This window comes from Kocuria nitroreducens (assembly GCF_042879195.1).
Taxonomy (GTDB): domain Bacteria; phylum Actinomycetota; class Actinomycetes; order Actinomycetales; family Micrococcaceae; genus Kocuria; species Kocuria nitroreducens.
This window is the reverse complement of the sequence record NZ_JBHZTC010000020.1, coordinates 67,834-81,429: the sequence shown is the minus strand read 5'-3', so window position 1 is coordinate 81,429 and position 13,596 is coordinate 67,834. Positions and strand designations below refer to the sequence as shown.

At 74.0% G+C, this 13,596-nt stretch carries 21 protein-coding genes and 2 pseudogenes; 15 read left to right on the top strand and 8 right to left on the bottom strand.

The features are described from left to right. A pseudogene (locus ACFYE1_RS14030) lies at window positions 1-182 on the bottom strand (hypothetical protein); the annotation flags it as partial. Between the two features lie 292 nt (window positions 183-474). Here ACFYE1_RS14030 and sigK point away from each other — a divergent pair. From sigK to ACFYE1_RS14005, 5 genes are all read left to right on the top strand, one after another. Continuing rightward, window positions 475-1,083 carry an ECF RNA polymerase sigma factor SigK gene (gene sigK, locus ACFYE1_RS14025; protein ID WP_387743983.1) on the top strand — a complete coding sequence of 203 codons (609 nt, stop codon included), beginning with the start codon at window positions 475-477 and terminating at the stop codon, window positions 1,081-1,083. Further along, a complete protein-coding gene (locus ACFYE1_RS14020) occupies window positions 1,080-1,856 on the top strand; it encodes an anti-sigma factor (RefSeq protein ID WP_387743980.1) in 777 nt (258 codons plus the stop codon). Before sigK ends, ACFYE1_RS14020 begins: the two co-directional genes overlap by 4 nt. Before the next feature lie 129 nt (window positions 1,857-1,985). Then, window positions 1,986-2,900 (top strand): hypothetical protein, encoded by a 915-nt coding sequence (locus tag ACFYE1_RS14015; RefSeq protein ID WP_387743977.1) that lies wholly within the window; start codon window positions 1,986-1,988, stop codon window positions 2,898-2,900. An 87-nt stretch (window positions 2,901-2,987) separates the two neighbouring features. After that, window positions 2,988-3,941, top strand: coding sequence for a hypothetical protein (locus tag ACFYE1_RS14010; protein WP_387743974.1), 954 nt, complete (start codon window positions 2,988-2,990; stop codon window positions 3,939-3,941). A gap of 8 nt (window positions 3,942-3,949) precedes the next feature. Further along, window positions 3,950-4,105 carry a hypothetical protein gene (locus ACFYE1_RS14005; RefSeq protein ID WP_387743971.1) on the top strand — a complete coding sequence of 52 codons (156 nt, stop codon included), beginning with the start codon at window positions 3,950-3,952 and terminating at the stop codon, window positions 4,103-4,105. Window positions 4,106-4,139: 34 nt separating this feature from the next. On the opposite strand, the gene ACFYE1_RS14000 is transcribed toward ACFYE1_RS14005, so the two are convergent. Next, a complete protein-coding gene (locus tag ACFYE1_RS14000) occupies window positions 4,140-4,298 on the bottom strand; it encodes a hypothetical protein (RefSeq protein ID WP_387743968.1) in 159 nt (52 codons plus the stop codon). A gap of 79 nt (window positions 4,299-4,377) precedes the next feature. Continuing rightward, the gene (locus tag ACFYE1_RS13995; protein WP_387743966.1) at window positions 4,378-5,016 is read right to left on the bottom strand and encodes a hypothetical protein; all 639 of its coding nucleotides are present in this window, start codon (window positions 5,014-5,016) and stop codon (window positions 4,378-4,380) included. A 120-nt stretch (window positions 5,017-5,136) separates the two neighbouring features. On the opposite strand from ACFYE1_RS13995, the gene ACFYE1_RS13990 reads away from it, so the two are divergent. The 5 genes and pseudogenes from ACFYE1_RS13990 to ACFYE1_RS13970 form a co-directional block, all read left to right on the top strand. Then, on the top strand, window positions 5,137-5,421 hold the full coding sequence (locus ACFYE1_RS13990) for a hypothetical protein (protein WP_387743963.1): 285 nt from the start codon (window positions 5,137-5,139) through the stop codon (window positions 5,419-5,421). Between the two features lie 52 nt (window positions 5,422-5,473). Then, window positions 5,474-6,118, top strand: a complete 645-nt coding sequence (locus ACFYE1_RS13985) for a hypothetical protein (protein ID WP_387743960.1) — start codon at window positions 5,474-5,476, stop codon at window positions 6,116-6,118. Further along, complete coding sequence (locus ACFYE1_RS13980; protein WP_387743957.1) at window positions 6,115-6,459, top strand: nuclear transport factor 2 family protein; 345 nt, start codon at window positions 6,115-6,117, stop codon at window positions 6,457-6,459. The genes ACFYE1_RS13985 and ACFYE1_RS13980 overlap by 4 nt, the downstream gene beginning before the upstream one ends. Window positions 6,460-6,499: 40 nt before the next feature. Further along, a complete protein-coding gene (locus ACFYE1_RS13975; RefSeq protein ID WP_368822497.1) occupies window positions 6,500-6,862 on the top strand; it encodes a YciI family protein in 363 nt (120 codons plus the stop codon). A gap of 94 nt (window positions 6,863-6,956) precedes the next feature. After that, window positions 6,957-7,052, top strand: a pseudogene (locus ACFYE1_RS13970) (TetR family transcriptional regulator); the annotation flags it as partial. Window positions 7,053-7,177: 125 nt separating this feature from the next. On the opposite strand, the gene ACFYE1_RS13965 reads toward ACFYE1_RS13970, so the two are convergent. After that, complete coding sequence (locus ACFYE1_RS13965) at window positions 7,178-7,990, bottom strand: hypothetical protein (protein ID WP_387743954.1); 813 nt, start codon at window positions 7,988-7,990, stop codon at window positions 7,178-7,180. A gap of 118 nt (window positions 7,991-8,108) precedes the next feature. Here ACFYE1_RS13965 and ACFYE1_RS13960 point away from each other — a divergent pair, with 118 nt between their 5' ends. The 4 genes from ACFYE1_RS13960 to ACFYE1_RS13945 all read left to right on the top strand — a co-directional run bounded on the left by ACFYE1_RS13960 (window position 8,109) and on the right by ACFYE1_RS13945 (window position 10,793). Continuing rightward, window positions 8,109-8,945, top strand: a complete 837-nt coding sequence (locus tag ACFYE1_RS13960) for a CPBP family glutamic-type intramembrane protease (protein ID WP_387743952.1) — start codon at window positions 8,109-8,111, stop codon at window positions 8,943-8,945. Continuing rightward, window positions 8,942-9,490, top strand: a complete 549-nt coding sequence (locus tag ACFYE1_RS13955; RefSeq protein ID WP_387743949.1) for a CueP family metal-binding protein — start codon at window positions 8,942-8,944, stop codon at window positions 9,488-9,490. Before ACFYE1_RS13960 ends, ACFYE1_RS13955 begins: the two co-directional genes overlap by 4 nt. 26 nt (window positions 9,491-9,516) lie before the next feature. Then, window positions 9,517-10,428 carry an alpha/beta hydrolase gene (locus tag ACFYE1_RS13950; RefSeq protein WP_387743947.1) on the top strand — a complete coding sequence of 304 codons (912 nt, stop codon included), beginning with the start codon at window positions 9,517-9,519 and terminating at the stop codon, window positions 10,426-10,428. A 224-nt stretch (window positions 10,429-10,652) separates the two neighbouring features. Next, window positions 10,653-10,793 (top strand): hypothetical protein, encoded by a 141-nt coding sequence (locus ACFYE1_RS13945; protein ID WP_387743944.1) that lies wholly within the window; start codon window positions 10,653-10,655, stop codon window positions 10,791-10,793. Between the two features lie 145 nt (window positions 10,794-10,938). On the opposite strand, the gene ACFYE1_RS13940 is transcribed toward ACFYE1_RS13945, so the two are convergent. From ACFYE1_RS13940 to ACFYE1_RS13930, 3 genes are all read right to left on the bottom strand, one after another. Beyond that, entirely contained in the window at window positions 10,939-11,169 is a 231-nt protein-coding gene (locus tag ACFYE1_RS13940) for a hypothetical protein (protein WP_387743942.1), read from the bottom strand. 251 nt (window positions 11,170-11,420) lie between these two features. Beyond that, on the bottom strand, window positions 11,421-11,726 hold the full coding sequence (locus ACFYE1_RS13935; RefSeq protein ID WP_387743939.1) for a hypothetical protein: 306 nt from the start codon (window positions 11,724-11,726) through the stop codon (window positions 11,421-11,423). A gap of 94 nt (window positions 11,727-11,820) precedes the next feature. Next, complete coding sequence (locus ACFYE1_RS13930; protein ID WP_387743936.1) at window positions 11,821-12,318, bottom strand: DedA family protein; 498 nt, start codon at window positions 12,316-12,318, stop codon at window positions 11,821-11,823. A 189-nt stretch (window positions 12,319-12,507) separates the two neighbouring features. Between ACFYE1_RS13930 and ACFYE1_RS13925 the strand changes: the two genes are divergently transcribed. Continuing rightward, a complete protein-coding gene (locus ACFYE1_RS13925) occupies window positions 12,508-12,912 on the top strand; it encodes a hypothetical protein (RefSeq protein WP_387743934.1) in 405 nt (134 codons plus the stop codon). 42 nt (window positions 12,913-12,954) lie between these two features. Here ACFYE1_RS13925 and ACFYE1_RS13920 read toward each other — a convergent pair whose 3' ends face one another. Beyond that, window positions 12,955-13,551, bottom strand: a complete 597-nt coding sequence (locus ACFYE1_RS13920; RefSeq protein WP_387743931.1) for a LysE/ArgO family amino acid transporter — start codon at window positions 13,549-13,551, stop codon at window positions 12,955-12,957. Window positions 13,552-13,596 lie beyond the last annotated feature (45 nt).

The window sequence follows — 13,596 nt, the reverse complement described above, 5'->3', positions numbered from 1 at the left end:
ACGGTGGCTTCGCTGCCGTGGACGTCGACCATGACGTCGCCGGTGGTGCCGGAGCCGTTCAGGGTGCTCAGGGTGGCCTGGGCGGACCACATGTCGCCCTCGTGGGCGGCGGCAGGGGCGGCCGCCATGGTGAGGGCGCCGAGGGCCAGGGTGGGGACTGTGAGGAGCATGGACTTGCGCATCGAATTCTCTCCTGTGTCGTACCGGGGGTCGTGCCGTGTGCGCACTTTCGGTGTGTGCACGGTGAGTTCGACGCCGGCCGGCCCCCGGATGGGTGCTGGGGAGAAAAACTTTTCGAGGCACCAGGACGGCCTGCGGACCCGTCCGGGGCCGGTCCCGCGACGAACAGGAGTCATGGAGACGGCGAGTGTGTCGACGGCATCGCCCCGACCCGGTGTGGCAGGGTGCAGTTCGACACTGCTCTCGTCCGGGTCCCGGGCGAGGTGCTGCCCCCCGAGTGGACTGCGAGATCGTGTGAGCGAAGGACCGACCGGCCGGGGCCGCGGAGCCGGCGACCCGGTTCCCGCTCCCGGGCGGACCGAGGAGCAGGCCGAGCTGCTGCGCCGCGTGGCGGATGGGGACGAGGACGCCTTCGCCGAGCTGTACGACGCGACATCGGCGACGGTCCACGGTCTCGTGCTGCGGCTGCTCCGTTCCCCGGAGCTGGCCGCCGAGGTGGTCCAGGAGGTCTACCTGATGGCCTGGCAGCAGGCGGAGCGCTTCGACGCCGGCCGCGGCACGGCCCTGGCCTGGTTGTGCACCATGTCCCACCGCCGCGCGGTGGACCGGATCCGGCAGAACCAGCGGGAGCGGGACCGGGACCAGCAGTACGAGGTCCGGCAGGCCCAGACCCCGTCCGACTCCACCTGGAGCGAGGTGGAGCAGGCCCTGGACTCCGGCGAGGTGCGGGCGGAGCTCGCCGCGCTCAGCCCGCTCCAGCGGGAGGCCGTCTGCCTGGTGTACTACCGGGGGTACAGTCACCGCCAGGTCGCGGAGCACCTGGACGTCCCGCTGGGCACGGCGAAGGCCAGGATCCGCGACGGGCTCAACAATCTGAGATCGGCACTGGGGGTGCGGCAGTGAAGGACATCCAGGAGGACGACCGGGCCGGCGACGTCCACGCCGACGCGGCGCTCTACGCCGTGGACGCCCTCGAGCCCGGAGAGCGGGCCGCGTTCGAGCTCCACCTGCGCGGCTGCGCGGCCTGCCAGGAGGAGGTGGCCGCGTTCGGCGAGGTCGGGGCGCACCTGGCGACCGGCCTCGCCGGACCGCCGCCGCCGGCGCTGCGCGAGGACGTCCTGGCGGCCGTGCGCGGGACCCGGCAGGAGCGGCGATCGGAGCACCGGACCGGGGGCGTGTCCGGGGCCACGCCCGTGTCCCTGGCGGAGCGGCGCCGGCCCCGCCCCCACCGCAGGTGGCTGGCGGCCGCGGCGGCCGCCGTGCTCCTGCCCGGCGCCGCCCTGGGCGGCTGGGCCGTGGGCACGCAGTCCGAGCAGCGGGAGCAGCAGCTCGTGGCCCAGGAGCAGGACCGGCAGAACCGGTTGCTGAGCGCCCCCGACGTCACCACCCGCCAGCTCGAGGTGGACGGTCGCCCGGCCACCCTGGTGGTCTCGGCGCAGGAGGACGCGGCGCTGTTCGTCGCCGCCGATCTCGCCGGACCGGGGGAGGGCCGGGAGTACCAGTTGTGGCTCGTGCAGGGCGGGACCCCGGTGCCGGACGTGCACTTCGGCGGAGGGCAGGTGCAGGTCTGGCTGGACGGCGACATCGAGCGGACCGGGGCGGTGGCCATGACCGTGGAGCCCGCCGGTGGCTCCGAGACGCCCACTCCGCCCGTGCTGGCCACCGCGGAGATCTGAGCGCGGCTCCGCTCGCCGCGGCTCCTGCCAGAATGAGGCCATGATCGAGGCAGATCCTTCCGGCAACCGCAACGGCAACGGCAACCGCAACGGCGGCGAGGCGGCGCGGGCGGCCCTGGACCGCCCGTCATGAGCCCCCGGCCGGGCGGGAGGCGTCCGCACCCGCTGCGGTGGGTGCTGTCCCGGGAACTGGTCCGGGACTGGCTGCGCTCGTTCCGGACCAGCCGCAGCGTCCTGTACTTCCGGGTCCGGAACCGCGTCTCGACCGCACCCGTGCGGGGGCACGCGCCCGTGGTCGTGAGCCTCACGTCCTACGGCAGCCGGATCCGCGCCGTGCACCTGGCGGTCGAGTCGATCGCGCACGGCACCGTGCGCCCGCAGCGGCTGATCCTGTGGCTGCGCGAGGCCGACGTCGTGGCCGACCCGCCCGCGCCGCTCGCCCGGCTGGTGCGCCGGGGCCTAGAGCTGAGGTGCACCGAGGACTGGGGCCCCCACCAGAAGTACTACCCCTACGTCCGGTCCCGGGCGAGGCACGAGCTGCCGCTGGTCATCGCGGACGACGACGTGCTCTACGGCGCGACGTGGCTCGAGGAGCTGCTCACGGTCCACGCGCGGCACCCCCACGACGTGGTCGCCCACCGCACCCACCGGATCCGCGTCGACGGAGGACGGATCCTGCCCTACGCCACGTGGAGCCCCGGCGCCCCGCCGGAGGCGTCCGTCCGCACCTTCGCCACGGGCACCTCCGGCGTGCTCTATCCGCCGCACCTGCTCGACGCCCTGCGCGAGCTCGGCACCGCGTTCACCGCGTGCGCGCCGATGGCCGACGACGTGTGGCTGCACGCCGTCGCCCTGCGGCACGGGACCGGGATCCGGCCCGTCGGTGACGGCCGCACCGCCTACCGGCCCATTCCCCGGACCCTCTTCAGGGGTCTCAGCACCCGCAATGTCCTGCGCGGTGGCAACGACATGCAGATCGCAGCCACGTATTCGGCCTCGGACGTGGAAGAGTTGGAGCGTGCACGGGTGGCCGAGGGCCCCTGAGCACGTGGACGGGCAGTTCCCCGCTTCCCGTCCGCCGGCCGTCCCCCCACGGCCGCTGTCCGCGCTCCCATCCCCCCAGGAGTTTCCATGCCGAACGACTACCGCCGCCCGGACCCGCCGGACCACGTCACCGCCGACGTGCCGTCGCGAGCAGCAGGGCACTCGATCGTCTTCGACTCGCCGGCGGAACTGGCCGCCTACACCCGCCACGACCGCCTGGCCGACACCGGCCCCCTCCTGCTCGCCCGCCGCGCCGGGTACCACCCCGACGGGCCGTGGCCCTGCTCGGCGCTCGAGTCCGCCCAGAACGTCCTGGCCACGCGGGCGCGCACCATGATCGAGATCGAGCTGCGCACCACGGTCGACGGCCGGTGCGTGGTCCTGCACGAGGCCGTCATGGGACACGGGAGCACCGGCGCCGGCCCCGTGAGCGAGCAGTCGGCCGACTACGTGCTCAGCCAGCACCTGGTGGACAACTACGGCGAGGTCACCCGGTTCCCCATCCGGGAGGCCGGCGAGTTCCTCACCTGGGCGGTGCAGGCCGGCGCGGTGCTGTGGCTCGACGTCAAGAACGTGACCCCGGAGACCGTCGTCGAGCTCGTCCGCACGCACCGGGCCGAGAGCCAGGTGGTGGTCGGCGTGCACGGCCTGACGGAGCTGGCCGTCTACCGCAGGATCGCCCCCGACCTCGTCTACTTCGTCCCGACCCACGAGGACGGCCTGTCCACGGTCGAGGACGTCCGGCGGGAGGTGCCCGACCTCCGCCGGGTGGTCGGCTTCGCAGGCCACTACGTCCCGGACATGGAGGAGAGCCTGCGGATGCGCAGCTGGAACGTGCCCATGCGGCTCGAGCTGCACCGCTACGACGAGAACCTGCCCGCCGACGCCCTCGACGTGCACTACTACCGCCGAGCGGTCGAGGCCGGCTTCAGGATCCTCTCCACGACCCACTACCGCGAGGTGGCCGACCTCCTCGGCCTGTCCGAGTGGGCGCCGACAAGCGTCTCCGCCAGGGACGGCCGGGGACTGACCCGCCACTGACCCGGGTCGTGCGGAGCTCCGGGCGAACCCGGACCCGCCGCACGACCCGGAAGGCGGCGGCCCTGCCGACCCTGCTGGGCATCTGCCTCCTGGCCGCGGGATCGCTCGTGGCCGTGGGACTCGCCGAGGCGCTGGGCCTGGCGAGGACGGTGCCCACGGCGTGACCCGCCCGGAGCCTGCGCACGAGCGCGCCGGGAGTCAGTCGTCGCCCGGCGCGTCCGCGGGGGCGTCCCCCTCGGCCTGGGAGGGCTTGTTGTCGTCCGGGTGGACGGCCGACCGGACGCTCTGGTCCTCGGGGACGTCCCCCTCGGCCTGCGACGGCTTGTTCTCGGCGGGGTCCGGGGTCGTCTCGCTCATGCCGCTCCTCATGTGCTCAGCAGGGTGATGGTTCCGCCTCACGCTACGCCGGGCCCGGGGCCCCGACAAGAGGAGCCTGCTACGCGACCCGGCCGGCGCGGACCGCGGCGTAGAGCTGCGCGGGGATCAGCCCGGTCCGGTGGGCGCGCTCGACCGCCGCGAAGCCCTCCTCGGTCTCCTCGTACGGGAAGTGGATGAGGTCCGCCGCGAGCTCCCAGTGGTCGATCATCCCGCCGGCCCAGAGCTGGCAGATCGCCCACGGGGTGTCCGCGGAGAAGGTGGGGACGTCGGGCAGGACGTACTCGTCGCCCGGCACGCGCCACGCCTCGAGGCTGTCCAGGTCCGCCGCGAGGTCCTCGAGGGTGTCGTAGTGGCCCGCGCGGTCCGGGTCCACGGAGCCGTTCGGGTTGGCCAGCTCGACGTCGTAGCCGCCCTCGGCCGAGGCGAACACGGTGGTGGGCCCGGGCTCCCCGCCCACGCCGGCGTCCAGGGGCAGCTGGGACGGCAGCCACTCCCAGCCGTCGCCGAGCTGGTCCATCTCCAGGTCCCGGTAGGCCACCCAGCCACGGGCGACGAGCAGCTCGTGGGCGTCGTCGTCCCACGTGCCCTGCGCGGCGCCCTCGACGTCGACGAGGCGCGCGCCGGCCGCGGCGTGGAACTCCCGCCGCTGCTGCTTCTTCTTGGCGGCGGCCTTCTTGCGGGGCTTGCTCTTCGGCACGGATCCTCCTGACGGGCGGGGACGGACGCGTCAGCGGTCCCTCGGACCTCCCATGATCGCGCATCCAGCGCATCCAGCGCATCCGGGGCATCCAGGACCTCCGGGGACGACGGCCCCGAGGTGGGCATCAGCTGGACCGTGACCCGCGACGGGCGGATCGAGACCCGCGCCCACGACCCGGTGGAGCAGTGCGCGGACCAGGTCCGGGTCCTGCCGCCCGTGGCGGAGCCCGGCGACGACGAGCTGGTGGCGCAGGTTCCGCAGAACGTCCGAGCCCCGGGTGGTCGTCATCTGCGCGCGAGCACAACGATCCGGGTGTCGATCGTCCGCCTCGCGTGGCGCCCGGTGGAACACTGGCGGGAGGAGCAGCGGCCCGGGGAGCCGTGCGCCCGGCTCGTCTCCTGACCACCGACCGCAGGCCACCGGCCCCGGCGCGCCCCGTGCGAAGGACACCGTCATGCACTCCACCTCGCGACTCCTCACCGCCACCGCCGCTGCTCTCGTGGCCACCGCCGTTCCGCTCGGGGCGGGGTCGGCGGCCGAGGAACCGGCTGTCCCACCGTGGCCCCCGGCCAGCACCCACGGGGCCTTCCTGCCGGTGCCGGCCGAGTTCTACGAGCCGCAGACCGTCCCGGCCTGCGGCTCGGAGCTGACGCTCACCGGGGGCGACGTCCGGGAGGGCCAGTACCGGTCCCTCGTCACGGAGGAGGGCGACACGGTCGTCGAGTACCGCGGCACCGACACGGTGGACATCACCCGGGCCTCCGACGGCGCGACGCTCGACGAGTTCGACGTCTCCGGTACCGGGTTCGAGACCTACTCGGCCGACGGGACCACCGTGACGCTCGACTTCGAGGGGCCGTCCCTGGTGGTCGCCCTCGACGAGGTCGAGGCCGCGGCGTTCGCCGAGGCCGGGCTGCCCGAGGCCTTCGTCCACCTCGACGGGACCCTCGCCGGGACGTTCGTCTTCGGGGCCCCGACCGACGCACAGCCGGAGGTGCCGACGACCGTCTCGGTCGACGTCACGGAGAACACCGCCGAGTACGTCTTCGACCTGTGCGACCTGCTGGACCAGGCGGGGGCCGCGCAGGACGGGACATGAGCACCGGCGGCGCGGACGTCGTCCGGCGGCTCTTCGCCGCCTACCTCGCGCAGGACGAGGCGGCGGCCCGCGAGCTCGTCGGGGACGGGTTCCGGTTCACGTCCCCGCAGGACGACCACATCGACCGGGCCGCGTACTTCGAGCGGTGCTTCCCCACGGCCGACCGGGTGGCCCGGCAGGACCTGCTCCAGCTGGTCGAGGCGGAGCCCGGCCTCGTGCTCGTCCGGTACGAGTACGAGCTCCGGACCGGGGGGACCTTCCGGAACATGGAGGCGATCACCGTGCGCGACGGGCGGGTCGTGGAGGTCCAGGTCTATTTCGGCGGCCCGCCGCAACCGTAGACTCCGAGGACCATCCGACGCCCAGGGAGGCTCGTCCACCATGAAGCACTACCTGCTCAGCATCGAACAGCCCGACGGCGGACCGGCGGCCCCGGAGATCCTCGAACCCGTGATGCGGGACGTCGCCGCGTTCAACGAGGAGCTCAGGGCGGCCGGGGCGTGGGTCTTCGCCGGGGGCCTGGACCGGGCGGAGGCGTCCGTCGTCGTGCGCTTCCACGGCGACGACGTGGTGACCACGGACGGCCCGTACGAGCGCGAGGACGAGCACGCCGGGGGCATCTGCATCGTGGCCGCGCCGGACTACGACGCCGCCATCGAGTGGGGCCGGAAGCTGGCGCAGGCGACCACTCTCCCGGTGGAGGTGCGCGAGTTCCAGGGCGAGCCGGAGGAGCACCTGGCGTAGTGGCCGCCCCGGTGCGTCACGGCACGGGCGTCCAGTGGGTGGACGACGGGTCCTGGGCTGGCGGGGGGCCCGGCTCCGTGCAGCGCAGAAGCAGATGACCCGGCAGCTCCTCCTCGACAAGGGGCTGGAGCGGTTCGTGACGAAGGGCTACACCGCGACGACCATCGACGACATCGCCGTCGCGGCCGGCACGACCCGGGGCCGATGGCCCGCCGGGGCGCCGACGCTGCCGCGGACCCGGTCGTGGTCGACCGCCGCTGCCGCGAGAAGATGCGCCGGATCGTCGGCCGAGGACCGGAGCTCCGGTGCGGCGGCTCACCGGCCGATCTGCTCGGCCTGCGCCTCCCAGGCGGCGTGGGCGTCCCGCGGCCGGGCGGGCCGGCGGGTCTCCCGCAGGGCCCGGAGCGCGGCGTTGCGCTCGCGCGCCAGGGAGTCCGCGGCCGCCCGGGCGGCCGCGTCCTCGCGGACCTGGGTGCGCACGGCGGTGATGGTGCCCATGATGGCCTCGACCCCCTGCGACCCGCCCGCCAGGTAGGCGGCCCGGACCTCGCGGTCCGGGTGGTACAGGAAGCGGTCGTCGGTCTGGCCGCGGTGGGTGTCGAACTCCTCGTCGGTCAGCTCCGAGAGCATGGCGGCCACCCGGTCGAGGCGGGCCTCGACCTCCCCGTGCAGGGGCGTCCTGACGGCCGCGTCCCGGACGGACCACAGGGCCTGGCCGTGCCGCCGGAGCCGGGTCGCGTCCCACTCGGCCCGCGGGATCTCGGCGAGCCGGACGGCGATGAAGGTCGCGTCCCCGTGCCGCTGCTGCGGTGGCAGGACGCCGAGCTGCCACCGGATCCAGGCCGTGCGCATGTCCTCCGCGGCGGTCCGCCGGGCCTGCTCGGAGGTCCGCGCTGCGGTCCGCGCGGCCGTCCGCGGTGCGCTCTGCCGCACTGCGGACGCACGCTCCGCCAGGGAGCGGGTCAACGACCGCACGAACAAGCCGAGCAGGCACAGGGCGGCGACGGCCAGGAGGATGAGCAGGATCGTGCCCAGGTGGGTGAGGACGAACGAGACCACGGACAGGACGACCGCGGCGGCGATCAGGAGCACGATGCCGGAGACGTCGTTGTTCTCGGTGTTCTTCATGGCGGATCCTCCCGAACCCTCACACCACTGGAGAACCACTCTAGCCGCCGGTGCGGACTCTGTGACCGGTCTGCGGGGAACATTCCGGCGTCTCCCGGCACTCGCTAAGGTGCGGGGCATGGAGGCCTCCGTCCCGCCCCGGAGCTCGGCGTCGTCCGTGCTGGTCCGCGTCCTGGTGCCCGCCGCCGTGCTCGGCGGGCTGCTCCTCGTGGCCACCGGTGCGCTCGGACGGGCCGGTGCGTCCCCGGTCGGAGAGGTCCTGACCGGGCTCGCGGTCGCCGGGGTGACGACCGGCGTCGTCGCGCTACTCCGTCGGCGGACCTGGGACGGGCACGCTGCGCTCGGGGTCGTGGTTCCGCGGGCCGGGCGGCAGGCCGTGGCCGGCGCGCTCGCGTGGTTGCTGCCGGCGGCCGCCGGGTTCGCGCTCCTGGCGGCCCTCGGCGTCCCGCTGCGCGCTGCGGCGCCACCGGCCGAGCTCGCCGCCGCGGTGGCGCTCACAGCGGTGCTCGTGCTCCTGCTCGAGGCGTGGCCCGAGGAGCTGGTCTTCCGGGGGCACGCCACGGCGGTCCTCGCAGAGCGGCTCCGCGGCTGGTCGGTGATCCTCGGCCAGACCCTTCTGTTCGCCGCCTTCGCGACCGCGCTGCGCGGCTGGAGCGGCGCCGAGGACCTGGGGCTGTTCCTGGCGATGGGCCTCGGACTCGGATACCTGCGGGCGGTCACCGGCGGCATCTGGGCCGGCACGGGCTTCCACCTGGCGTTCCAGGCGGTCGCCCAGCTGGTCCTGCCGGGCGAGCTGCTCGTGGTCGAGGCGCCCCGGCTCGCAGTGCTGCTGGTGCTCGGGACCGTACCTTTCGCCGTGGGCCTCGGCGGCCTCGTCCTGCTCGCGCAGTGGCGTCCCGGGCTTCTCGGTCCCGGCCGGGCGCCCGGGGCGTCCCCCGATACCCTGGACCCATGAGATCCGCCGTGCTGTCCGTGTCCGCCACAGTCCTCCTCCTCGTCTCCGGCTGCGCCGGCGGGAGCTCCGAGCAGGACGACCTGCTGCGGGAGCACGGGCTCGAGGGAGCGAGCACGCAGGAGGTCGTCGATCAGCTCGACCGCGCGCACGAGGACCGCGACGCCGGGCTCGCCGGCTCCGTGACCTACGACGAGGTGGTCCTCGACGACGGCACCACCGAGACGATCCTGCCCATGCCGGAGGACCGCTTCTACCTCGCGGTCGCCCCGTGGACCACCACCACCCACGATTGCTTCTTCCACAGCCTCTCCGGGTGCCAGGGCGAGCTCGTGGGCGAAGACTTCGACGTGCGGATCACCGACGACTCCGGGGCCGTGCTCGTGGACGAGAACGTGACCAGCTACCGGAACGGGTTCGTGGGCTTCTGGCTGCCCAAGGACATCACCGGCACGCTCGAGATCAGCGCGGAGCAGGGCCGCGCCGAGTCCGAGTTCGCGACCACCCCGGACAGCCCGACCTGCCTCACGACCGTGCAGCTGGCCTGAGTCCGGTCCGAGGGAGAGGCAACCGGATGAGCATCAGCATGGCCGTGACGTCCCAGGCGGTCCGCCTGCGGGCGCGGCTGCAGCCGTGGACCCCGGTGGAGCAGCTGCACGGGCGCCGGTACCCGGAGCCCGCCAGGATCCCGGCCGGCCTGCGGCGCTCGCACGCCGTGGAGCGCACCGACGTGGCCGGGCGCCCGCTGCTGCGCCTGACCCCGCGCGCCGGGGCGGACGGGTCCCACCTGATCTATCTGCACGGCGGGGCGTTCGTGAACCCGCTGCTGCCGGCGCACTGGTGGATCGTGCGCGAGCTCGTGAAGGACACCGGGACCACGGTCACGGTCCCGCTGTACCGGCTGGCTCCGGAGGGCCACGTGGACGAGGGCTACGAATTCCTCGCCGCGGCCTGGGCCGACCTCGTGGCCCGCCCCGCCGCGGACCGGATCGTGGTCGCCGGGGACTCCGCCGGCGGGTGCCTGGCGATCGGGCTGGCCATGCGCCTGCGGGACGCCGGACAGCGGCTGCCGGACCACGTGGTGGGCTTCTCCCCGGCGGTGGACGTCTCCGCCACGCACCCGGCCGTGCGGGAGATCGACCCGCACGACCCCATGCTGAGCACCGACCGGGTGGTGCCCATGGCCGCGGCCTGGGCGCGGGACCGCGAGCTCACCGACCCGCTGGTCAGCCCCCTCTACGGGAACGTGGCCGGGCTGCCGCCGGTGCACGTGGTGCAGGGCGGCAAGGACATCCTGGCCGCCGACGTCCTGGCCTTCGCCCGGGACCTGGCGCGGACGGGCAACCCGGGGAAGCTGCTCTACGAGCCCGGCGCCTTCCACGTCTACGTGGGGGCCTGGTGGACGCCGGAGGCCCGCCGGGCGGTCCGGCACGTCCGCTCCCTGCTCCGGGAGCCCGCCCCGACGGCGGACCGGGCCGCGGAATAGCACGCGGCCCCGGCCGGGCCGGCCTCCGCCGTCGTCGTCCGCTGCTGCGGCGAGAACGAGCGCCGCTTCACGCAGCCGATCCACCGGCCCGTCGCTGTGCTCCGGGTCGACGAGCGGACCCGCGCGAGGCGGGCTGCCGCCCGCGAGGCGGTGCGGCTGCTGTCCGCAGCTCCGGCCGGAGCCGTAGGCTGAGGACACCAGCCCTCCCGACGAAGGAGCACCCAGTGAGCGAGCAGCCGACCGCCGGTCCGGACCCCATCGAGGACGCGGCCTCCATCGACGACGCCGACATGACCACCGAGATGACCCCGGTCCCGCACGAGCACGGAGACCCCAAGAACGAGGAGTCGGACCAGCAGGACTGACTGACTGACTGCCGGGCCCGGCGTCGTCACGGTCGACGACGGACGAGCCCCCGCGCACCGGTGCACGGGGGCTCGTCCGTGGGAGCGGGGCAGCGGCCCGGAGGGGCCGTTCCCCGCCCCGTGGGCGGCGCGGGGAGCGTCCGGGTCAGCCGGTCTCCTGCTGCAGGCGCTGGGCCAGCATCTTCTTGCCCTGCTCACCCGCCTTGCGGTTGTTCTTCTGGATCTTGCGGAACCACTGGGCCAGCTCGTCGTCGCCGGCGGCCTCGGCATCCTGGATGTACGTCTCCATCTTCCAGATGTTGTGCAGGGACGCTTCCAGGGCCCACACCAGGTTGTAGTTGGGGTCCTTCACCGGGCTCTCGGGCTCGTTGGCCATGATGTCCTGCCTTCCTCGTCGATGTCGGAACTGCAATGACTGATGACGCGCCACCAACACTGTGGCCCTGTCCACGCTAGGACTGCTCTGGCGGCGGGACAACGGGCGGGGAGTTCATGACGCAGGTGGCCGCGTCCACCGGAGGTACGTGGCGAGGTGCGCGTCGCACGAGCGGCTGAGGGAGCCTCCCACGGCTCCCGACGTCCCGAGGGGCGCCGCCGGTCGACCTGAAGGAGCACAGACCGTCCCGATCAGGCCGCCGTTCCGAAGAGCGAGGCGCGGAGGGCGGACAGGGGTGGCGCGTGCTCGGCCAGCTCCTCGAGGTAGCCGAGGTCGTCGAGGTCGCCCAGGGCGGCCGCGAGCTTCTCGCAGGTGAGCTGGGCGTTCTCGCCGACGGCCTCGAGAGACGGGGCCTCGTCGGCCGTGACGTGCTCGGCCAGGGCGTCGAGGACGACCACGGCGTCGACGCTGACGTGCTCGTCGTGGATGGCCTCGGCGAGCAGCCGCTCGGCGGCGTAGAGGGGCGCGGCGTACATGCGGGGAATTGGAGTGTGCATCGGTGATATCACTGCCGGAACATTACTCCTGGTTCATAAAACTGCGCTGAGATCGGCCGGAGGGCCGGTCCGGGTCCTGCGGACCCGAGGGCGCTCACCGGGAGATCGGCAGGTTCTCGTCGCGGTGTTCGCCGCGGGCCCGGCGGCGCGCGCGGACCTTCCGGCCGAGCAGCAGCAGGAGCAGGCCGACGACGACCGGCGCGACCACCCACGGCTGCTCCAGCCAGGCCCAGATGACCGCCATGCCCACGGTGCCGTAGATGACACCCCAGATGAGGGTGCCCACGAGCATCGCGGGGATCCACCGGCGCAGGGGCATGCCCGTGACAGCGGTGGTGAGAATGACGGCGGTCTGCAGGCCGACGGTCAGGAAGCAGGCGGGGACGGCCAGGACGCCCCAGCGGTGCACCAGCCGCTGGGCCCGCCGGTAGACGGCGGTGTCCATGAGCCCGCGGACGCGGTCGGAGCGCCGGCTCCCACCGGTGGCGGCGGCACGGCCCAGGGCGAACACGGTGGTGGTCCGCACGATGGCCCCAGCCCAGAAGAACAGAATCGCGGCCCCGAGGGGGAGGGACTCCAGCCAGGCCTGCACCCGTCCAGTCTAGGGAGCGGGCCTGACAACCGCTGACGACAGGTTGTCATTGCGGGACGGTGACAGCCCGGTACGGGCGGGGGATCCGGTCGGCGGGGAGCCACCTCCGGTCCCGCCCTGCCGCCCGGGGGTACTCTCGCCGTACGTCCGGCCCGCCCCGGGAGCCGGAGCCCCGACCGAGGAGGACGCATGAGCGTGGAGATCGACGAGCGCGGGACCGTGACCGTCCACGGACGCCCCGTGGACTACGCGACGGCCTACGCCTGGTGCGTCGACTCGCCCGAGACGATCACCGAGCTCGTCCAGGACACGAAGGCGTTCGCCACGGTGATCGCCGCCGCCGAGCACGCCGGTCCCGAGGAACAGGCCGAGGCCGTCCGGCAGGCCTTCGCCGCCGGGGTGCCCCGGCAGCCCGGCGCCTCCTGGACCGGGGCGACGCCGCCGGCGCCGGCCGCCGAGGAGCCGGTCACCGAGGAGCCGGTCACGGAGGAGCCGGCCACGGAGGAGCCGGCCACCCCGGAACCGGCGACCGGGGAGCGGATCCCGGCGGAGGGCGACCCGGTCCCGACACGGTCCGGCCCCGAGTCCGGCTAGGGCACGCCGGGGCGGACGCGGTCGTGGTGGGTGGCGGCCGGATCAGCCCCGGACCAGGTTGACGGCCAGGGCGAGCATCACCACGCCGATCACCAGGTCCACCACCCGCCAGGTGCGCGGGCTGCCGAGCACCCCGGACAGCACACGGGCGCCGTAGCCCAGGGCGGAGAACCACACGACACTGCCCAGCACGGCCCCGCCGGCGAAGACCCACCGGGCGTCGGGGCCGTGCTGGTTGGCGAGGCTGCCCAGCAGCACCACGGTGTCGAGGTAGACGTGGGGGTTGAGGTAGGTCAGGGCCAGGGCGGTGGCGATCACCGATCCGCGGGACCGCGGGGCCTCGGCGGTCAGGGACGACGGCTTCAGGGCCGAGGCGAAGGACCGCACCGCCCACCACGTCAGGTAGGCGGCGCCACCCCACCGCAGCACGTCCAGGGCTTCGGGGAACCGGGAGACCAGTGCCCCGATCCCGGCCGTGCCGCCGAGGATCAGCACGGCGTCGCTGACCGCGCACAGCGCCACGACCACGCCCACGTGCTCGCGGCGGATGCCCTGACGCAGCACGAACGCGTTCTGCGCGCCGAGGGCGACGATCAGTGCCAGCCCGCTCGTCAGCCCGGTACCCCAGATGCTCCACATGGCCTCGACGGTAGCCAGCCGCGGAGATGCAGACAAACGAAAGAT